19 protein-coding genes are annotated in these 18,346 nt (G+C 67.9%); 12 read left to right on the forward strand and 7 right to left on the reverse strand.

Features of this window, described 5'->3' with window-relative positions:
- Positions 1–90 precede the first annotated feature (90 nt).
- The 7 genes from G6034_RS10995 to G6034_RS11025 all read left to right on the forward strand — a co-directional run bounded on the left by G6034_RS10995 (position 91) and on the right by G6034_RS11025 (position 4,574).
- Positions 91–897 carry a carbon-nitrogen hydrolase family protein gene (locus tag G6034_RS10995; protein WP_176635164.1) on the forward strand — a complete coding sequence of 269 codons (807 nt, stop codon included), beginning with the start codon at positions 91–93 and terminating at the stop codon, positions 895–897.
- Between the two features lie 63 nt (positions 898–960).
- On the forward strand, positions 961–1,476 hold the full coding sequence (locus G6034_RS11000; protein WP_176635165.1) for an SUKH-4 family immunity protein: 516 nt from the start codon (positions 961–963) through the stop codon (positions 1,474–1,476).
- Between the two features lie 79 nt (positions 1,477–1,555).
- Complete coding sequence (locus G6034_RS11005) at positions 1,556–1,972, forward strand: CoA-binding protein (protein ID WP_176635166.1); 417 nt, start codon at positions 1,556–1,558, stop codon at positions 1,970–1,972.
- A gap of 19 nt (positions 1,973–1,991) precedes the next feature.
- Positions 1,992–2,861, forward strand: a complete 870-nt coding sequence (locus G6034_RS11010) for a polysaccharide deacetylase family protein (RefSeq protein WP_176635167.1) — start codon at positions 1,992–1,994, stop codon at positions 2,859–2,861.
- 186 nt (positions 2,862–3,047) lie between these two features.
- Positions 3,048–3,620, forward strand: a complete 573-nt coding sequence (locus G6034_RS11015; protein WP_176635168.1) for a dihydrofolate reductase family protein — start codon at positions 3,048–3,050, stop codon at positions 3,618–3,620.
- Positions 3,617–4,021 (forward strand): MmcQ/YjbR family DNA-binding protein, encoded by a 405-nt coding sequence (locus tag G6034_RS11020; RefSeq protein WP_176635169.1) that lies wholly within the window; start codon positions 3,617–3,619, stop codon positions 4,019–4,021. Before G6034_RS11015 ends, G6034_RS11020 begins: the two co-directional genes overlap by 4 nt.
- The gene (locus G6034_RS11025; RefSeq protein ID WP_343038023.1) at positions 4,005–4,574 is read left to right on the forward strand and encodes a DUF1990 domain-containing protein; all 570 of its coding nucleotides are present in this window, start codon (positions 4,005–4,007) and stop codon (positions 4,572–4,574) included. Before G6034_RS11020 ends, G6034_RS11025 begins: the two co-directional genes overlap by 17 nt.
- Before the next feature lie 68 nt (positions 4,575–4,642).
- Here the strand turns inward: G6034_RS11025 and purL are convergent, their stop codons facing one another.
- From purL to purS, 3 genes are read right to left on the reverse strand one after another with little or no spacing between them, the layout of a single operon-like run.
- A complete protein-coding gene (gene purL, locus G6034_RS11030) occupies positions 4,643–6,961 on the reverse strand; it encodes a phosphoribosylformylglycinamidine synthase subunit PurL (protein WP_176635170.1) in 2,319 nt (772 codons plus the stop codon).
- Positions 6,962–7,714, reverse strand: coding sequence for a phosphoribosylformylglycinamidine synthase subunit PurQ (gene purQ / locus G6034_RS11035; protein WP_176635171.1), 753 nt, complete (start codon positions 7,712–7,714; stop codon positions 6,962–6,964).
- Entirely contained in the window at positions 7,711–7,968 is a 258-nt protein-coding gene (purS, locus tag G6034_RS11040; RefSeq protein WP_176635172.1) for a phosphoribosylformylglycinamidine synthase subunit PurS, read from the reverse strand. Before purS ends, purQ begins: the two co-directional genes overlap by 4 nt.
- A gap of 335 nt (positions 7,969–8,303) precedes the next feature.
- Between purS and G6034_RS11045 the strand changes: the two genes are divergently transcribed.
- The gene (locus tag G6034_RS11045) at positions 8,304–10,994 is read left to right on the forward strand and encodes an exo-alpha-sialidase (protein WP_176635173.1); all 2,691 of its coding nucleotides are present in this window, start codon (positions 8,304–8,306) and stop codon (positions 10,992–10,994) included.
- A 409-nt stretch (positions 10,995–11,403) separates the two neighbouring features.
- Here G6034_RS11045 and G6034_RS11050 read toward each other — a convergent pair whose 3' ends face one another.
- Positions 11,404–12,318 carry a 3-methyladenine DNA glycosylase gene (locus tag G6034_RS11050; RefSeq protein WP_176635174.1) on the reverse strand — a complete coding sequence of 305 codons (915 nt, stop codon included), beginning with the start codon at positions 12,316–12,318 and terminating at the stop codon, positions 11,404–11,406.
- A gap of 3 nt (positions 12,319–12,321) precedes the next feature.
- Positions 12,322–12,786, reverse strand: coding sequence for a MarR family winged helix-turn-helix transcriptional regulator (locus G6034_RS11055; RefSeq protein WP_176635234.1), 465 nt, complete (start codon positions 12,784–12,786; stop codon positions 12,322–12,324).
- Between the two features lie 91 nt (positions 12,787–12,877).
- Here G6034_RS11055 and G6034_RS11060 point away from each other — a divergent pair, with 91 nt between their 5' ends.
- Together G6034_RS11060 and G6034_RS11065 are read left to right on the forward strand one after the other, a co-directional pair.
- Entirely contained in the window at positions 12,878–13,102 is a 225-nt protein-coding gene (locus tag G6034_RS11060) for a hypothetical protein (RefSeq protein WP_176635175.1), read from the forward strand.
- A gap of 134 nt (positions 13,103–13,236) precedes the next feature.
- Complete coding sequence (locus G6034_RS11065; protein WP_176635235.1) at positions 13,237–13,455, forward strand: hypothetical protein; 219 nt, start codon at positions 13,237–13,239, stop codon at positions 13,453–13,455.
- A 79-nt stretch (positions 13,456–13,534) separates the two neighbouring features.
- On the opposite strand, the gene G6034_RS11070 is transcribed toward G6034_RS11065, so the two are convergent.
- Complete coding sequence (locus tag G6034_RS11070) at positions 13,535–14,821, reverse strand: aspartate kinase (protein WP_176635176.1); 1,287 nt, start codon at positions 14,819–14,821, stop codon at positions 13,535–13,537.
- A gap of 289 nt (positions 14,822–15,110) precedes the next feature.
- Here G6034_RS11070 and G6034_RS11075 point away from each other — a divergent pair, with 289 nt between their 5' ends.
- Positions 15,111–15,401: a hypothetical protein gene (locus tag G6034_RS11075; protein WP_176635177.1), complete on the forward strand. Its 291-nt coding sequence runs from the start codon at positions 15,111–15,113 to the stop codon at positions 15,399–15,401.
- Between the two features lie 90 nt (positions 15,402–15,491).
- Here G6034_RS11075 and ilvD read toward each other — a convergent pair whose 3' ends face one another.
- The gene (ilvD, locus tag G6034_RS11080) at positions 15,492–17,387 is read right to left on the reverse strand and encodes a dihydroxy-acid dehydratase (RefSeq protein WP_176635178.1); all 1,896 of its coding nucleotides are present in this window, start codon (positions 17,385–17,387) and stop codon (positions 15,492–15,494) included.
- A gap of 78 nt (positions 17,388–17,465) precedes the next feature.
- Between ilvD and G6034_RS11085 the strand changes: the two genes are divergently transcribed.
- Positions 17,466–18,302 (forward strand): MmyB family transcriptional regulator, encoded by an 837-nt coding sequence (locus G6034_RS11085; RefSeq protein ID WP_176635179.1) that lies wholly within the window; start codon positions 17,466–17,468, stop codon positions 18,300–18,302.
- The last annotated feature ends 44 nt before the right edge of the window (positions 18,303–18,346 follow it).

Genomic DNA, 18,346 nt, shown 5'->3' on the forward strand with positions numbered 1-18,346 from the left:
GCGGAACTCACGTTCCGCCGTCGCCCCTCCTTTTTTGGGGGCCGGGAAGACTACGCTGGAGGTAAGTCAACCCACGGTAAGGAAGAAGTCATGAAGGTCAGCGTTGGACAGTTCAACCCGGGCGGCGAGGTGGCCGGGAACCTGGCGGTCATGCGCCGGCTGGCCGCGGAGGCCCGGGCGGACGGCGGGCGCCTGATTGTCTTCCCCGAGGAATCCATGTTTTCCGTGGGCCGCGTGGCGGGCGAGTTCGCGGCCGCCGTGGACGCGGAATGGACCACCTTTGTCCAGGGCATCTCCCGCATCGCGGCGGACGTTGGCATCGCCGTGGTTGCCGGCGGGTACGAATCCAGCGGCGAGGCGCGCCCCTACAACACGCTGGTGGCCGTGGACGAGGACGGGGCAATCCTGGGCACCTACCGCAAGCTGCACCTTTATGATGCGTTCTCCTACCAGGAGTCGCGGAAGATCAAGCCCGGCGACAACGGGGTGACCCTTGTGGACATCGGCGGCTTCCGGGTGGGCATCATGACCTGCTACGACATCCGCTTCCCGGAGGAAGCGCGGGCGCTGGCACTGGCGGGGGCGGACCTGATCTGCGTCGCCGCGGCGTGGTTCAAGGGGGACCACAAGGTGGAGCACTGGGAGACGCTGCTGAAGGCGCGCGCCATTGAAAACACGGTGTGGATTGCGGCGGCCGGCACCTCCAGCGACCACTGCATCGGCCACTCGGCGGTGCTGGACCCCATGGGCATTCCGCAGGACTTCCTGGAGGAGGAGGCGGAGGGCGTGGCCACGGCGGACGTGACGCACAAGCGCATCGAGGAAGTGCGCGAATTCCTGCCGGTGCTGCGCAACCGGCGCTTTGAGAGTAATGCGGCGGTGGTTCCGGCCCGGTAGAAATATTCCATTGACGGCACGGTTCCCGGTGGTTAGTGTCGGGATTAAGGGCAGGAGGAAGCCATGAACGATTCCAGAATTTGGGCGGCGCTTGAGCCGCTGCACCCCTCGGCGTTGGAGGACATGCCGATGGATGGCACCTGGCTGAAGCCCCCGTACCACAACGATCCCGCCGGACGCGCCGTGGTGTGCAACGACGACGACTTCCAGTTTGTGGTGGTCGACCGCAAGAAGGGCTCGGTGCTCTTTGTCTGCGAGGACGACGAATCCCTCATTGCCTCCAGCCTGGACACCTTCGTCCGCATCGTGTCCGCCTGGGGCTCCATTGACCGCGACGCACCCGGCCCGGAGGACGACGAGGAATTCTCGGCGGTCAGGAAGTCCTTCGAATCCCAGCTGAAGGTCCTGGACCCGCCGGCGGCCGGCCCCAACGAGTTCTGGTCCCTCTACACGGAGGAGCTGACCAGCGACGACTACGTGGACTTCGACGACCTTGACGACGACGAGGATGAGGAACCCGAAACCGACACCGGGGACAACGACCGCCCCGGCGCCGACGAGTCCTTCAGCGTCGCCTAACCACTGACCCCCATACCGTCACGGCCCGTTGGGCGCGGTCATCCCTCCGCTTGCGCCGTGGCGGCCTAATATTGGAGACATGGCCCACGTCAACGATCCCGCCACCGTCCGCCGCCTGCTGACCACCCCGGGCCGCTGGGCCGTGGTGGGGCTGTCCAACAACCCGCTGCGTGCCGCCTTGGGCGTGTCGCTGTTCCTGCAGCGGGACCTGGGCCAGGAGATCATCCCGGTGAGCCTGAAGGGCGACGACGTTCACGGCGCCAAGGGGTACAAGGCCCTGGCCGACGTTCCCGGAAACATTGACGTCGTTGACTGCTTCGTCAATTCGTCAAAGGTAGGGTCAGTGGTGGACCAGGCCATTGCCGTGGGTGCCAAGGCCGTGTGGCTGCAACTGGGCGTCATCGACGAGGCCGCCGCCCAACGGGCCGCCGACGCCGGGCTGGACGTCGTCATGGACACCTGCCCCAAGATCGAGGCCGGAATGCTGGGGCTCTAGACACCACCGAAGGACGCCCATGCCCCACCACCTCCGCACCGCGACCAACACCTCCCGCTGGATTGTCCTGGGCGCGGTGGTGGCAGTCCTCGCCGCACTCGCCGTCGGGGCCCTTCGCTTGTCCGCCGGAGTCACGACGGCGCCCGGCGCAGCCACGGCGGCAGCCACGGCGGCAGCCGCGGGCCCCGGCGCAACGGGCGTTCCGGCGTCGTCCGCGCCGGCGGCCGACACGGTGGACCCGAGGACGGGGCGCCACAGCACCCTGGGGACACTGGTGCCGGACTACACGCTGCCGCCGATTGAAAACGGCATGGTCCCGGTCATCACCAGCATCCCCACCGGGCAAAAGGTGGTGTTCCTGACCATTGACGACGGTGCGGTGAAGCGGGAATCGGACCTGGCGCTGCTGGAGAAGAATGGCATCAAGGCCTCGCTGTTCCTGGCGCACACCTTCATTGCCGGGCATGCTGCCTTCTACCACGCCTACCTCAACGCCGGATACCTCATTGAAGACCACACCATGACCCACAACCTGGGCTTCATCGGCCTCCCCTACGACCAGGTCAAGGCGGAGATCTGCGGCATGGCGGACTATGAGGAAAAGTACTTCGGCCGGCGCCCGGTGCTCTTCCGCCCGCCGGGCGGCCCGTACACCGAGGCCGTGCGCAGGGCCGCGGCCGAATGCGGCATGAGGGCCATCGTGGACTGGAAGGCGAAGGCGAACGCACGGTCCATGCAGTACCAGGTGGGCGGTGCACTTCGTCCGGGGGACATCGTGCTGATCCACTTCCGGCCCGAATTTCCGGCCGACCTGGCGGCCTTCATGAAGGCGCAGAAGGCTGCCGGACTGAAAGTTGTGCTGCTGGAAGACTACCTCGGCGTGAAATGACGGCCCGTGCGGACGCGGGACAGCTGGACAAGGAGAACGGAAGCATGGATATTTCCCGGCAGGACGCGGCCGAAGTCCTGACGGAGCGGCGCGCCCTGGCGGTGCTGCGTTCGGCGCCCCTGGGGGCGTTTTGCACAGGGTGATTTCGTCGCCGCGCATCGGCATGGTTCAGGTAGCGTGGAACCCATGACCCGCATTGTGTACTACACGGCCAGCACGCTCAACGGGTACCTGGCCGACGACGACAACTCGCTCGCCTGGCTCTTTGCCGTGGACGACGCCGGCTCCCCGGACATTGCGGCGTTCATGGCGGGGATGGGTGTTTTTGTGGAGGGATCCACCACCTACGAGTGGGTGCTGCGCGAGGAAAAGCTGTTGGAGAACCCTGCCAAGTGGCAGCAATACTACGGGGACAGGCCGACCTATGTGTTCACCTCCCGCGAGCTGCCCGTGCCCGACGGCGCCGACGTCAGGTTTGTTTCCGGCGCCGTTGCGGACGCCCTGCCGGGCATCATCGCGGACGCCGGTGCCCTGGATGTCTGGGTGGTGGGCGGGGGCGGGCTGGCCGGCCAGTTCCTGGACATCGGCGCCCTCGACGAGCTGGTCGTGACCATGGCCCCCGCACTGCTTCGCGGCGGCGCGCCGCTGCTCCCGCGCAATCTCGGTCCGGACCGGCTGGAACTGCGCAGCGCCGGCATGTTCGGCCAGTTTGCCCAGCTCACGTACGCCGTGAAGAAGCCCGGAACGGCCGCGCCATGAGCCTCGGTGCGGACGGGCTCCGGGCCGCGGCCCTAAGGTTTCCCGGCAGCTACGAGGACTTTCCCTTTGGGCCGGAAACGTCCGTCTTCAAGGTCAGGGCCCCCAGCGACGGGGACAGCCGGGCGGGAAAGGTGTTTGCGCTGGGCGACTTCAACCAGCCTGTACTGTCCATCAGCCTGAAGTGCGACCCCCTGCTGGCCGCCCAGCTGCGCTCCGCCAACCCGGGCATCGTCCCCGGCTACCACCTGAACAAGCGGCACTGGAACACGGTGGACTGCTCGGTGGTGGACGCTGGCACGGTGCTGGACATGCTGGAGGATTCCTACGACCTGGTGGTGGCCGGGATGACCAAAAAGCAACAGGCAGCCTTGGACTGGAGCGCGCGTGTTGCCAAAGGCTAGCCGCGACGGCTTGTTTTATCCGGAACTGGGCAGGACGCGCCTCATTGCCGAGGAACCGACGGGCTCCGGCACGTGGCCGGACGGCTTTGACCACGTGGACCGGCAGATCCGCGTGGGTTCCGGCGACGAAGCGTTCAAGGCGCTGGCCGAGGGAATCATGAGCTGGCAGATCCAACGGCGCGCGGGCCTGCGTGTCTCAGCTCCCCCGCGCGCCGTGGCCGGGGCACGGGTGGTGAGCGGCTTCGGCGTCGGGGACCTCCGGCTGCCGGTCCCGTGCCAGGTGGTCTGGGCGCTGGAGCGCACCGGCGTGCTGCGCAGCGACGGCACCGAGGTGGAGCTGGCAGGGTTCGGCTACGGCACGCTGCCCGGCCATCCGGCGCTCGGCGAGGAGGCCTTCCTCGCCATGAAGGCGTCCGACGGCGGCGTCTACTTCCGCCTCCTGGCGTTCAGCAAGCCGTCCGGGCTGCTGTTCAGGCTGGGCTCGCCGGTGACGAAGCTGACCCAGCGCAACGTCACGAGGTCCTACCTGCAGGCGGCCCGGTCCCTCGTTTAAGCAACTGTGACGCAGCAGGTGTGCGGAATTCGCCGAATTCGTGCACCTGCTGCGTCACAGTTTGGGGACTAGCCGAAGTGCTTCGGAAGGGTCCCCTCGTGCGCCTCGCGGAGCTCGTCCAGCGGGACGGTGAACAGGCCCTGGATGTCCAGGGCCCCGCCGGCCGCGTCCACCACGCCGATCCGGGAGACCGGGAAGCGGCGGGCGGTGCACATGTCGTTGAAGCGGACCTCTTCGCTGCGCGGAACGGCCACAATGGCGCGTCCCTGCGTCTCTGAGAACAGCATGGTGAAGGTGTCAACGCCGTCACGGGCGGCAACCTCGTCCAAGGCCACGCGGGCACCGGTGTTGAAACGGAGCGAGGACTCCACCAGGGCAGCTGCCAGGCCGCCTTCGGAGAGGTCGTGCGCGGCGTCGACCATGCCGTCGCGGGAGGCGTTGATCAGGATCTCGCCCAGTTCCCGTTCACGCTGCAGGTCCACCTTCGGCGCGGCGCCGCCCAGGTGGCCGCGGAGATTGGCCCACTCGGAGCCGTCCAGCTCGGCGGCCGTGGTGCCCAGCAGGTAGATGGCCTGCCCGTCCTCGGCCCAGCCCGACGGCGTGCGGCGGGCAACGTCGTCGAACCTGCCCAGCACGGCCACCACGGGGGTGGGGTGGATCGGCGTGCTGCCCGTCTGGTTGTACAGCGAGACGTTGCCGCCCGTGACCGGGATGCCGAGCTCCATGCAGGCGTCGGACAGGCCACGGATGGCCTCGGCCAGCTGCCACATGACGTCCGGGTCCTCGGGGGAGCCAAAGTTCAGGCAGTCGGAGACCGCCATGGGGATGGCGCCGGAGGTGGCGACGTTGCGGTAGGCCTCGGCCAGGGCCAGCTGCGCGCCGTGGTACGGGTCCAGGAAGGTGTAGCGGCCGTTGGCGTCGGTGGCCAGGGCCACGCCCAGGCCGGTCTCCTCGTCCACGCGGACCACGCCGGCGTCGTCCGGGAACGCCATGGCCGTGTTGCCGCCCACGTAGCGGTCGTATTGGTTGGTGATCCAGTCCTTGGAACACATGTTGGGGGAGGCGATGAGCTCCAGCACGGCGGCCTTGAGCTCCTCCGGGGTGGCGGGGCGCCCGGCGTCCTGCACGGAACCGGTGAAGGTGTCCGCCTGGAGGGCGTCCTGCCAGTCGGGGCGGGCGTACGGGCGATCATAGACGGGGCCGTCGTGCGCCACGGTGCGCGGGTCCACGTCGACGATGACTTCGCCCTCCCACTTGATGATGAGGCGGCCGGTGCCCGTGACCTCGCCGAGCCAGGAGTACTCCACGGCCCACTTGTCCATGACGGCCTCAAACGCGGCCACGTTGCCGGGGGAGACCACGGCCATCATGCGTTCCTGCGACTCGGACATGAGGATCTCACCCGGGGTCAGGGTGGGGTCGCGCAGCAGCACGGATGTCAGCTCGACCTCCATGCCGCCGTCGCCGTTGGAGGCCAGCTCGCTGGTGGCGCAGGAGATGCCCGCGGCGCCGAGGTCCTGGATGCCCTCCACCAGGGAACCCTTGAACAGCTCCAGGCAGCATTCGATCAGCACCTTCTCGGCGAAGGGGTCGCCCACCTGGACGGCGGGGCGCTTGGACGGCTTGGTCGAGTCGAACGACTCCGACGCCAGCACGGAGGCGCCGCCAATGCCGTCGCCGCCGGTGCGCGCGCCGAACAGGACCACCTTGTTGCCCAGGCCGGAGGCGTTGGCGAGGCGGATGTCCTCGTGGCGCATGACGCCCACGGCCAGCGCGTTGACCAGCGGGTTGCCCTGGTAGATCGGGTCAAAGACCATCTCGCCGCCAATGTTCGGCAGGCCCAGGGAATTGCCGTAGCCGCCGATCCCCGCCACGGCGCCGTGCATGACGCGGGCCGTGTCCGGGTGGTCGATGGCGCCAAAGCGCAGCGGGTCCATGACGGCCACGGGGCGGGCGCCCATGGAGATGATGTCCCGGACAATGCCGCCAATGCCGGTTGCGGCGCCCTGGTAGGGCTCCACGAACGACGGCGAGTTGTGGCTTTCGATCTTGAACGTGACGGCCCAGCCGTCCCCGAGGTTGGTGACGCCGGCGTTTTCGCCGATGCCCACCAGCATGTCCTTCTTCATTTCCTCGGTGACCTTCTCGCCAAACTGGCGCAGGTGGTTCTTGGAGGACTTGTAGGAGCAGTGCTCGCTCCACATGACGGAGTACATGGCGAGCTCCGCGCCGGTGGGGCGGCGCCCCAAAACCTTCACGACGTCGTCGTACTCGTTTTGCTTCAGGCCCAGCTCGGCCCAGGGCAGCTGGACGTCCGGGGTGGCGGCGGCGTTTTCAACGGTGTCGATGTTGAACTTCTGCGCAGAATCGGTGGATACGTCAGACATTTACTTGCCTCCCAGAAGCGTGTTCAGGACGGAGGTGAAGAATCCGAGTCCGTCGGTGCCGGTGTGGCCCGGGCCGTAGCCGGCCTCCACGGCGTGCTCGGGGTGCGGCATGAGGCCCACCACGTTGCCGGCGGCATTGGAGATGCCGGCAATGTCCCGGCGCGAGCCGTTCGGGTTGGCGCCCACGTAGCGGAAGGCCACGCGGCCCTCGGCCTCGAGGGCGTCAAGGGTTTTCTCATCGGCGATGTACTGGCCGTCCTGGTTCTTCAGGGGCACGGTGATGTCCTGGCCGGCCGCGTAGGCGTTGGTCCAGGCTGTGGCATTGTTTTCCACGCGCAGGACCTGGTCGCGGCACAGGAACTTGAGGTGGTCGTTCTTGATCATCGAACCGGGAAGCAGGTGCGCCTCGGTCAGGATCTGGAAGCCGTTGCAGATGCCCAGAACGGGCAGCAACGCGTCCGAATTTGCGGCGTCCACAATCTTGGCCATGAGTGGCGCGAACCGCGCGATGGCGCCGGCTCGCAGGTAGTCGCCGTAGGAGAAGCCGCCGGGAATGATGACGGCGTCAACACCGCCCAGGCTGGAATCGCCGTGCCACAGTTCGACGGCGGTGGCACCGGACACGCGCACCGCGCGGGCGGCGTCGCGGTCGTCGAGGGTGCCGGGGAAGGTGACCACGCCAATGCGGGCACCGTTCAGGGGCGCGCCGCCCTGGCCCGCCGGGTACGAGCCGATTAGGGGGGTTTCAGTCATGGCTGGTCCGCCACCACTTCGACGTTGACCACGTCTTCGATGACCGGGTTGGAGAGCATGGTTTCCGCGGCCTCGCGGGCCTGGGCAAGGATCTCATCGGTCACGTCGCCCTCAACCGTCAGTTCAAAGCGCTTGCCCTGGCGGACGGAGGAGAAGGCGTTGAAACCCAGGCGGGGAAGGGCGCCAACAATGGCCTTTCCCTGCGGGTCGAGGATTTCGGGCTTGAGCATGACATCAACAACGATCCGGGGCATCCGTTGGACTCCTGTTTAAAAGGGGGTGGCCGCGGAGTGCCGTCTTACGCCGTCCTTGGCCAGGCGATTGCGGCCTGAAAACCGGTAGATGAAGCGCTCCGCGAGCTTGCCCCTCCATTCTAGACGAGTGTTTGCCAACTCCCGGAATCGGTGGCGGGCGGCATTGGCGGCGAAACATTGCCTCGAGTTCTTGCGCGCGGCTATCCATGTGATCCATCACATAGTACGGTGGTACCACATCCCACCTCCCGGGTCATCGGGACGGGACAACCTTGAACGGGATGTGCTTTCGTCCAATTCATTACGGCCCCTTGATGGCCGCTCGAAAGGATCACATGAAGTCCACCGAGAAATTGCGCCGCTGGAAGAGCGGGCCCCGGATTGCCGTCGCCGGCGCGCTGAGTGCAGGCCTGCTCGCGACCATGGTGTCGCCCGCCCTGGGCGCTGTCCCGGCCGCCGTGCCTGCCGCCGCCGTGCCTGCCGCCGCCCCGAGCTATGCGGAGCAGGTGCTTGCGAGCAACGGCGACAACGCCATCGATCCCGTCCTGGGCAGGTACTACCGCATCCCGGCCTTGGCGGACCTCGGCAACGGCGTGCTGCTGGCCGCCTACGACGGCCGCCCCGACGGCGGGGATTCGCCGTCGCCCAACTCGATTGTCCAGCGCCGCAGCACGGACGGCGGCAGGACGTGGGGTGCGCCCACCTACATCGCCCGCGGACAGGTCGCGGCCCCCGGGGTCCTGCGCTACGGCTTCAGCGATCCCAGCTTTGTGGTGGACAAGGAGACCGGCACGATCTTCAACTTCCACGTCTACTCCAAGGACCAGGGCTTTGCCGGCAGCACCTTCAGCAACGACGACGCCGACCGCCAGGTCATCGGCACAGAGGTCTCCGTCTCGACGGACGGCGGCCTGAGCTGGTCCACGGACCCGGCCAACATGCCGTCGCTGCCCGTCCCGGCCGCCTACCCCGCCGGATCCAGCTACGCGGGCTTCGCCGGTCCGCTGCTCACCTCGGTGGCCAAGCCTGCGGGCGCCACGGTCAACGGCGTGGCCAACGTGGGCGGCGTCGCGGGCATGTTCGCCTCCTCCGGGGAGGGCATCCAGCTCAAGTACGGCCAGTACAAGGGCCGTCTGATCCAGCAGTACGCCGGCAAGGTCAAGCAGGCCGACGGGAGCACCGTCATCCAGGCCTACAGCGTCTTTTCGGACGACCACGGCTCGACGTGGCGGCGCGGGGCCTTCGTGGGCACCGGCATGGATGAAAACAAGGTGGTGGAGCTCTCCGACGGGCGCGTCATGCTCAATTCGCGCGACAGCGCCAACGGCGGCGGGCGCAAGGTGGCCATTTCCGCCGACGGCGGCGCCAGCTACGGTGCAGTCAGCTACGACTCCGCCTTGGTGGACCCCACCAACAACGCCGGTCTGACCCGCATGTTCCCCGACGCCGCCGAGGGTTCCGCAGCCGCCAAGGTGCTGCTGTTCTCCAATGCCAACAACCGCTCGTCCCGCTCCAACGGCACCGTCCGCTACTCGTGCGACAACGGCGCCACCTGGAGCGCCGGCAAGCAGTTCAAGCCCGGCACCATGAGCTATTCCACCATCACGGCCCTTTCGGACGGCAGCTACGGGATCCTGTACGAGGGCGATTCCAACACCATCACCTTCGGCAAGTTCAACGCCGGCTGGGTCGATGCATTCTGCGACGCCGGCCTGGCGGCAGCGCCCGTTACGGGGAGCAACGGCGCCACGGTCTCAGCGTCCATTACCGTGACCAACACCTCCGCGGCGCCCATCGACGGTGCCACGGCGACATTTGCCCCGCAGCCCGGTTGGGAATTCGGATCTGCACAGCTACCCTCCATTCCGGCGGGCGGCCAGGCGGTGGTCACCGTTCCCGTGACCATCCCGGCCTACGCCAAGGCAGGCGGCACCAGCATCACGGCCCGGGCCACCGTGCTGGGCCACGTGCTCAGCGCCTCGGTTCCCGTGACCATCACGGGCGGCGCGACCGAGACGATTGTGGGCGCCGCCATCACCGGCGCCCGCAACGACGCCGGCCGGGACCTGGCGGCCAACCCGTATGCGGCCGGCGACTCCGTCCCGTACGCCTTCGCCGTGGCCAGCACCGGCAACATCACCGAAGCCGTGGTGCCCCAGTCCGGGAACGTGGCACCCTTCGTGCCGCCGGGCGCCGGCAACTGCCGGTTCCTCACCCTGGCGGTGTGGGGCAGCTACAACTGCACCACGCCCAAGCACGTGGTGACGGCGGCGGAAGCCTCCAACGGCTTTTTCGTCCCCGTGACAACGTGGCAGGTCACGGGAACCGGCGCGGCGACGCAGAACTACACCATCACCGGCGACGAAGTGGACTTGCTGGTGCGCAACCCGCAGCTCACCGGCACCGCCTCCGTGGCCTGGAACGACGTCGACGGTGACGGGTTCGCCAACGCCGGCGACACCGTCACAACCACCGTCACCGTGACCAACTCCGGCAACGTGATGCTTACGGACGTGGCCGCGCCCGGCGCCGGCTCCCCGGTCGACGCCCTGGCGCCGGGCGAGTCCGCCACGTTCGTGTCCAGCCGGGACGTGACCGCTGACGAGCTGGCCGCGGGCCAGGTCCAGGCATCCACCGTTGCGGCCACCGGGCACAACGGCGCAAAGACCACCGCCGCGCACCTGCCGGTGGCCGCGCTGGCGCTGCCTGATGTCCCCGCCAAGCCCACGTTCTCGCCGTCCCTTGAAAGGGCCAACCTGAAGGGCCAGCCGCCCGTCGAGCTGGGATTGAAGGACGGCAAGTACAGCGTCGGCGACACCGTCACGGTGCACGGCGCACCCGCCAGGCAGTGGGGCTACGTCTACCTGAACCAGCACGGGCAGCGGTTCGGCTGGTTCCTGGCAGACGCTGAAGGAACCATCACCTTCACGGTTCCGGAGGGGACCAAGAACGGACTCGATACGCTGGTCCTGCTGGACAGGGACGGCGGGCAGGTCTCCTTCGGGGCCTTCCACGTCACGCCCTAGCAGCACCACATTGACGGGGGTCGTTTCGCCGCACGGCGGGGCGGCCCCCACCCGTCGGCAGGACTTGCCCCCTGGTTTCGGTTCCCGCGCGCCCCGACAGGGTACGCCGTCATGGCCGAGCGCCTGGCACCCCAGCCCGCCGACCTCGCCTGAACGACCCTCCCGCGCGATCGGGGCGTTTTCTGCCGACCCTCCCGCGCGATCGGGGCGTTTTCTGCCGTCGCTCCCGCGCGATCGGGGCGGTTTCTGCCGACCCTCCCGCGCGATCGGGGCGGTTCTCATCAATCCTCCCGCAGGGGTCCGGGAGTGCAGTCAAACAACGCCCCGCTTGCAACCGAGGGTTGAGGAATAACGCCCCGCTTGCAACCGAGGGTTGAGGAATAACGCCCCGCTTGCAACCGAGGGTCTGTCAGGGGGCGGCGCCGAGGACGTCCAGCGCCGCGCTGAGCCGGCCCCGCAGCACTGCCGCCTCGGCGCTGAAGGCGCGCTGGCGGGCCACATAGTCTGCCTTGCCGGCCGCCGTCTCGATCGGGATGGGCGGGTAGCCCCACGCGGCAAGGTCGTACGGTGAGGCCCGCATGTCCATGGCGCGGATCCGCCACGAGAGCTCAAAGCAGTCCATGACCAGTTCGCTTGGCAGCGCCGGCGAAAGCTTGTAGGCCCACTTGTACAGGTCCATGTTGGCGTGCAGGCAGCCGGGCTGTTCCAGCTCGCGCTGGGTCGCCCGCGTGGGCCTGAGTTCGTTGAGCCCCGACGCCTGCGGCGTGTAGAAGCGGTAGGCGTCAAAGTGTGTGCAGCGGATCCGGTTCTCCTCGACCACGGCGTCCGTGCCGCCGGCGCCGAGGCGCAGCTCCAGGTATTCATGCCGGACCGCGTTGGCCTCCTGTTTATACACCATGGCCCATTCATGCAGGCCAAAGCAGCCAAACTGTGCGGGCCGCGCGGCTGTCCGGCCCAGGATGATCCGGGCAAATTCCAGCGCATCCCTGCGCTGTTCCCTCAATGCCTTTGCGTCAAGCACGACGCCGGCACCCGGGCCGGGTGCCCCCGGAACCCGGGTGCCGGCGTCGTCCGCCGGGCGGTAGAACTTCCAGCCCAGCCGCTCCCCGGCGCCCTGCAGGACCACGCCCGCTCCGGGGTGCCAGCGGCGCAGCTGGCCGGGCTTTTGCGTGTAGTAGGTGAATAGGAAGTCCTCCACGGGGTGCAACCGGCCGGCGGACCGGCGGGCCAGGTACGGAGCGGCGTAGCGGTCCACCCGCTCCTGGTGTGCTGCCTCGCGGGCCCGCCACGTGTCCCGGTCGAGGGGCGGAGTCGGTGGGGTCATGGTCTAATTATCCGCCACGCCGTCCGCTCGGGTGGCGGCCTCGATCAGCGCGGTCATGCTGTGGTGCAGGGCAATGGCCGAGTCGCGGTCCAGGCCCAGCCGTGCCAGCATGGTGCCGGGTACGGAGAGGGCCTTCTCGCGCAGGGCGGCCCCGGCCGGGGTCAGGTCAACGGCAAGGGCCCGGCGGTCCTCCTCGGACCGGCGCCGGGTGACGTAGCCCAGGGCTTCCAGGCGCTTGAGCAGGGGCGACAGCGTGGCCGGTTCGAGCAGGAGGGCCCCGCCGATGTCCTTGACCTGGCGCGGCGCCTGTTCCCAGAGGGCCAGCATGACCAGGTACTGCGGGTGGGTCAGTGACAACTTGGCCAGCACCGGCCTGTACGCGGCGATGACGCTGCGGGAGGCCACGCTGAGCCCAAAGCATAGCTGGCGTTCCAGCAGCAGGTCGTTGTCCTGGACAGTCACAAACATCTCCTGGGTCGGCACGCGCGGCATTAGTTAGTGCACTAAGTAAGACGGTACTATGAATCCCATTGCCTCCCAAGACGATGAAGGATCCCCCATGGCAGACGAACCACGCGTCCAGCGGTTCATGCGTTTTACCGGCCGCCTGCGCATGATCTTCGGCCCTGCCCAGAGCAGTCCGCTGGACCATGAAATGACGGCACAAAACAAGGAGCTGCTGGCCCGCCAACAGGCGGCGACGGAGCAGTGGACCACCGTCGCCCGCGCCGATGGGACCACTTACCTGGTGCCCAAGGACCCCGACGACCAGTCCCTGCGGTAGCCGCCGTCACGCCATTTCGGGACCGGCTGTGCGCGGACAATTAGGGTATGTTTTTATTATCTTTTTGACTGCTGGTCAACTAGGATGAGGAGACATGGATCACCCTACGTCCAGCTGGAGAGGGGGTGTTGATCATGGCACGCGACGAGAGGTTCGTCACCCGGTTCATGCACGCCACGGAGAAATTCCAGAAGGTCTTTGGCCCCGCGGACCAGGGAGACCCGGATGCACCGGTGGTGCATCGACATGATGCCTTTGAAGATGCAAGCGAAGCGCAGTTGGCCCACTTTGAGCAGCGGACCGATTCCGACGGGCACCACTACGCCGTCGACAAGGATCAGGAGCCCGCCTGAGCCGGCGGAATGAAGGACAAAAAGGGTGCCGGCCGCGGCAAGACGCGGCAGGCACCCTTTTAATACGCCCAGCGAATGGTCAGCGGCCGGTGCCCCCGTAGACGGTGGCCTCGTCCTCGCCGTCGAGCCCGAAGGCCTGGTGCACGGCGCGGACTGCCGTGTCCAGCAGGTCCGCGCGCGTCACCACGGAAATGCGGATCTCCGAGGTGGAAATCAAGTCGATGTTCACGCCGGCGTCGGACAGTGCCTGGAAGAAGCTGTAGGACACGCCGGGATTGGAGCGCATGCCGGCGCCGATCAGGGAGAGCTTGCCGATCTTGTCGTCGTAGATCAGGTCCTCGAAACCCACCTCGTCCTGCTTGGTGCGCAGGGCTGAGAGCGCGTCCTCCCCTTCCACCATGGGGAGGGTGAAGGAGATGTCGGTCTTGCCGGTCCCCTTGGTGGAGATGTTTTGCACAATCATGTCAATGTTGGAGTGCGCGCCGGCGATGATGCCGAAGATCATGGCGGCCTTGCCGGGGATGTCCGGCACCCCGACCACTGTGACCTTGGCTTCGGACCGGTCGTGGGCCACGCCGGAGATGATGGGCTGCTCCAAGGCAACTCCTTCTGTGAACTTGATTTTGTCGTCGGGGCTGGGCAGCACCCAGGTTCCTTCGTGGTCGCTGAAGGACGACCGGACATGGATGGGCAGGCCAAAGCGGCGGGCATATTCCACGCACCGCAGGTGCAGGATCTTGGCGCCGGAGGCCGCCATTTCCAGCATCTCCTCGCTGGAGATCTTGCTGATCTTCTGGGCGGTGGGGACCACCCTGGGATCGGCCGTGTACACGCCGTCCACGTCGGTGTAAATCTCGCAGACGTCCGCATTCAGGGCCGCCGCCAGGGCGACGGCCGTGGTGTCGGAGCCGCCGCGGCCCATCGTGGTGATCTCGTGGGTGGTGCGGCTCATGCCCTGGAAGCCGGCCACAATGGCCACCTTGCCCTTGTCCAGGGCCGTGCGCACGCGGTGCGGGTCCACGTCGATGATGCGGGCTTTGCCGTGGATGCCGTCGGTGATCATGCCCGCCTGGCTGCCCGTAAAGGACTGCGCCACGCCGCCCTGGGCGCTGATGCCCATGGCCAGCAGCGCCATGGAAATCCGTTCGCCGGCAGTCATGAGCATGTCCAGCTCACGCGCCGGGGGGTGTTCGGCCACCTCGCTTGCCAGGTCCAGCAGTTCGTCGGTCGTGTCGCCCATGGCGGAGACCACCACGACCACCTCGTGGCCCTCGTTCTGGGTCGCCACCACGCGGCGGGCAACACGGAGGATGCCCGCGGCATCGGACACGGACGACCCGCCGTACTTTTGGACGATCAAGCTCATGGGTGCACACTCATCGGCTAACCTAACGCAACAACTTTACAAGAATTCATACACTGCCACTCGCTCCCGAACAGCGCCGCGCGCGGACTGGGCGGCATTGTTCGCGCGGCATTGATGGCGCGGAGGGCAGTTGCAGCCAAGTTTAGCCCCGGCGCCCTGCCGATCCGGAATTGCGGTGTCCACATGACGGACAGCCGCCCGACGCCGGGTGCCCGCCGTGGTTCCGCCCGCCCCGCCCCAGGAGGGGGCAAAGGCCCGCCGGGGGCCGGTTAGGGGGAGGGTCGCACGAATGGCTCGGACCCGGGCAACGGATCCCGGTTTCCCGGTGCTTCCTCCCGGCATCACGGACCAGTACAGCGACTCTGCGTGTTACGGGCCGCTGACTGGGCAGCCGGCCGCGCGCACGGACCGCGTGGCGTGGATGCTGGGCATGAACCCCTTTGTGGTGGTCGCGGACGCAATCCCCTACCCGGAGGTGCCCGCGAACGGACCCTCTTCCCAAGGCGTGCTTGAATCCACCAGCCAAGGCGCGCTGCGCACGCCGGAACGGAAGCTGCCGAACGGCACCCGGGCCGCGTAAGCTCCCGGCCGCAACGCCAAGCCGCGAGGGCGGCGTCAAGCCGAGGCAGATCCCTGGCATCCCCCGTTCTCGACGCCGCCGGAAGTAGTGCTACCCCACGGGCACCGCAGTCCGCGGGGCGCCCCTGAGCACCACGTCGTCGGGGATCTGCCGGACGGCGCCCCTGTCGGCGCTGGTGGCCATGGAGGCGTAGGCACGCAGGGCGGCGGAGACCTCGCGTTCCCGCGCGACCGGGCGGTAGCCGGTGGTCGCCTCGAGCAGCCCGCGCCGCGCGTCCAGCTCGGCCGGGTCAACCAGGAGCTCCAGGGACCGGTTGGGGATGTCGATGCGGATGAGGTCCCCGTCCCGCACCAGGGCGATGGTGCCGCCGGAGGCCGCCTCGGGGGAGACGTGGCCAATGGAGAGTCCCGAGGTGCCGCCGGAGAAGCGGCCGTCGGTGATGAGCGCGCAGACCTTCCCCAGGCCCAGGCCCTTCAGGAACGACGTCGGGTACAGCATCTCCTGCATGCCCGGTCCGCCGCGCGGTCCCTCGTAGCGGATGACCACCACGTCGCCGGCCTTGACCGTCTTGGAGAGGATCTTCTCCACGGCCTCGTCCTGGGATTCGCACACCACGGCCGGGCCCTCGAACGTCCAGATGGATTCGTCCACGCCTGCCGTCTTGACCACGGCGCCGTCCAGCGCGATGTTGCCGCGCAGCACGGCCAGGCCGCCGTCCTTGGAGAACGCGTGCGCGACGTCGCGCAGGCAGCCGCCGGCGGCGTCGGTGTCCAGGGACGTCCACTCGGCCGACTGCGAGAACGCGGTGGAGGAGCGTTGGCCGCCCGGGGCCGCCGTCCACAGGGCCTGGGCAGCCGCGGTTGCCTTGCCGCCGCGGATGTCCCAGTCGTCCAGCCATCCGGTGAGGTCGTTGGAGTGGACCGAGCGGACGTTCGTGTGGAGCAGCCCGCCGCGGTTCAGTTCCCCCAGCAGGGCCGGGATGCCGCCGGCGCGGTGCACGTCCTCCATGTAGTACGTCTTGTCGCCGGCCACGTTCGGGGCCACCTTGGCCAGGCACGGCACCTGGCGCGACTTCGCGTCGATGTCGTCCAGGTCGTACTTCAGGCCCGCCTCCTGCGCCGCGGCGAGCAGGTGCAGGATTGTGTTGGTGGAGCCGCCCATGGCGATGTCCAGGGCCATGGCGTTGTCGAACGCCTCGAAGCTGGCGATCGAGCGCGGCAGCACGGAGTCGTCGTCGTCCTCGTAGTAGCGCTTGGCCAGTTCGACGGCGGTGGCGCCGGCGCGCTCGTAGAGCGCCTTGCGCGCGGTGTGCGTTGCGAGCAGCGAGCCGTTGCCGGGCAGGGACAGGCCGATGGCTTCGGTGAGGCAGTTCATGGAGTTGGCCGTGAACATGCCGGAGCAGGAACCGCAGGTCGGGCAGGCATTGGCCTCGATGAGCTCGATGTCGGCGTCGGAGACGGACGAGTCAACGGCGTCGGAAATGGCGTTGACCAGGTCCAGGGAGCGGATGGAGCCGTCGGTCAGGGTCACGCGGCCGGCTTCCATGGGCCCGCCGGAGACAAAGACGGTGGGGATGTTCAGGCGCAGGGCCGCCATGAGCATGCCGGGGGTGATCTTGTCGCAGTTGGAGATGCACACCAGCACGTCGGCGCAGTGGGCGTTGACCATGTACTCCACGGAGTCGGCGATGAGGTCGCGGGAGGGCAGCGAGTACAGCATGCCGCCGTGGCCCATGGCGATGCCGTCGTCCACCGCGATCGTGTTGAATTCACGGGCGATGGCGCCTGCCTCGTGGATGGCGTCGGAGACGATCCTGCCCACGGGGGCGAGGTGGGTGTGGCCGGGGACAAACTCGGTGAAGGAGTTGGCGACGGCGACAATCGGCTTGCCGATGTCGGACTTGGCAACGCCGGAGGCCATCATGAGGGCGCGGGCGCCCGCCATGTTGCGTCCGTGGGTGACTGTGCGTGAACGTAAGGGAGGCATGGGCTTAGTCAACCAGCGTTGGCCCCGGCGGTGGAAGACGGTGCTGGTACTAGTAGTGGCAGTGCTAGATTTACAGGGGTGATTGAAGAACGACGCCGGGAGCTGGGACAGTTCCTGCGCGACCGCCGCGCCAACCTGGTCCGTGCCGAACTGGGCCTGCCCCCCATCGGGCGCAGCCGCACGCTGGGACTGCGCCGCGAAGAGATTGCCGCCTTCGCCGCCGTCAGCGTCACCTGGTACACGTGGCTGGAACAGGGCCGGGACATCAACGCCTCGCGCCAGGTGCTCGAATCGGTTGCGCGGGTGCTCCGCCTGACCTCCGCCGAGCAGCAGTACCTGCTGGCCATGGGCGGCTATGCCGCCATCCCCTCCGAGGAGGTGGCGGCGATCGAGGCCGCGCCGCCGCACCTCCAGGCGTTGCTGGACGCGCTGGACTTTCCGGCGTTTGCCGTGGCCCCGGACTGGGGGATTGCCGGCTGGAACGCCGCGTATGCGCTGCTGTATTCGCGCATTGCCGGGGTGGGCGCTGCCGAGCGGAACCTGCTGTGGCTGATTTTCACCGACCCGCAGCTGCGGCGGATGCTGCCGGACTGGGAGGAGACCTCGCGGCATTTCGTCGCAGAGTTCCGTGCGGAGGCGGGGCCCCGGCTGGGTTCGACGGCCCACGCGTCCCTGGTGGCCAGGCTCCAGGCGGCCAGCCCGGAGTTCGCGAGGATCTGGGCGGACAGGGGCGTCGAACGCTTTTCCTCGCGGCAGCGCGTGTTCCTCCACCCGGCGGTCGGGGAACTGGTGTTTGACCAGCACCGGCTGGTCCCCTCGGACGCGCCCGAGCTGCACTTTGTGCTTTACGTTCCGACGCCCGGCACGCCCACCCGGCAGCGGCTGGCGGGTCTTTCGCGCACGCAAACCCGTTGACGCGTTGGAGATGACGACGCCTCTTTGTTCCTCAGAGCCGTCGT

This window comes from Arthrobacter wenxiniae, assembly GCF_013376105.1.
Taxonomy (GTDB): Bacteria; Actinomycetota; Actinomycetes; order Actinomycetales; family Micrococcaceae; genus Specibacter; species Specibacter wenxiniae.

Excerpts from the sequence above, each read along its gene's own strand:
- G6034_RS10995 (WP_176635164.1), top strand. The coding sequence starts at position 91 with ATGAAGGTCAGCGTTGGACAGTTCAACCCGGGCGGCGAGGTGGCCGGG.
- G6034_RS11000 (WP_176635165.1), top strand. The coding sequence starts at position 961 with ATGAACGATTCCAGAATTTGGGCGGCGCTTGAGCCGCTGCACCCCTCG.
- G6034_RS11005 (WP_176635166.1), top strand. The coding sequence starts at position 1,556 with ATGGCCCACGTCAACGATCCCGCCACCGTCCGCCGCCTGCTGACCACC.
- G6034_RS11010 (WP_176635167.1), top strand. The coding sequence starts at position 1,992 with ATGCCCCACCACCTCCGCACCGCGACCAACACCTCCCGCTGGATTGTC.
- G6034_RS11015 (WP_176635168.1), top strand. The coding sequence starts at position 3,048 with ATGACCCGCATTGTGTACTACACGGCCAGCACGCTCAACGGGTACCTG.
- G6034_RS11020 (WP_176635169.1), top strand. The coding sequence starts at position 3,617 with ATGAGCCTCGGTGCGGACGGGCTCCGGGCCGCGGCCCTAAGGTTTCCC.
- purL (WP_176635170.1), bottom strand. The coding sequence starts at position 6,961 with ATGTCTGACGTATCCACCGATTCTGCGCAGAAGTTCAACATCGACACC.
- purQ (WP_176635171.1), bottom strand. The coding sequence starts at position 7,714 with ATGACTGAAACCCCCCTAATCGGCTCGTACCCGGCGGGCCAGGGCGGC.
- purS (WP_176635172.1), bottom strand. The coding sequence starts at position 7,968 with ATGCCCCGGATCGTTGTTGATGTCATGCTCAAGCCCGAAATCCTCGAC.
- G6034_RS11045 (WP_176635173.1), top strand. The coding sequence starts at position 8,304 with ATGAAGTCCACCGAGAAATTGCGCCGCTGGAAGAGCGGGCCCCGGATT.
- G6034_RS11050 (WP_176635174.1), bottom strand. The coding sequence starts at position 12,318 with ATGACCCCACCGACTCCGCCCCTCGACCGGGACACGTGGCGGGCCCGC.
- G6034_RS11055 (WP_176635234.1), bottom strand. The coding sequence starts at position 12,786 with ATGTTTGTGACTGTCCAGGACAACGACCTGCTGCTGGAACGCCAGCTA.
- G6034_RS11060 (WP_176635175.1), top strand. The coding sequence starts at position 12,878 with ATGGCAGACGAACCACGCGTCCAGCGGTTCATGCGTTTTACCGGCCGC.
- G6034_RS11065 (WP_176635235.1), top strand. The coding sequence starts at position 13,237 with ATGGCACGCGACGAGAGGTTCGTCACCCGGTTCATGCACGCCACGGAG.
- G6034_RS11070 (WP_176635176.1), bottom strand. The coding sequence starts at position 14,821 with ATGAGCTTGATCGTCCAAAAGTACGGCGGGTCGTCCGTGTCCGATGCC.
- G6034_RS11075 (WP_176635177.1), top strand. The coding sequence starts at position 15,111 with ATGGCTCGGACCCGGGCAACGGATCCCGGTTTCCCGGTGCTTCCTCCC.
- ilvD (WP_176635178.1), bottom strand. The coding sequence starts at position 17,387 with ATGCCTCCCTTACGTTCACGCACAGTCACCCACGGACGCAACATGGCG.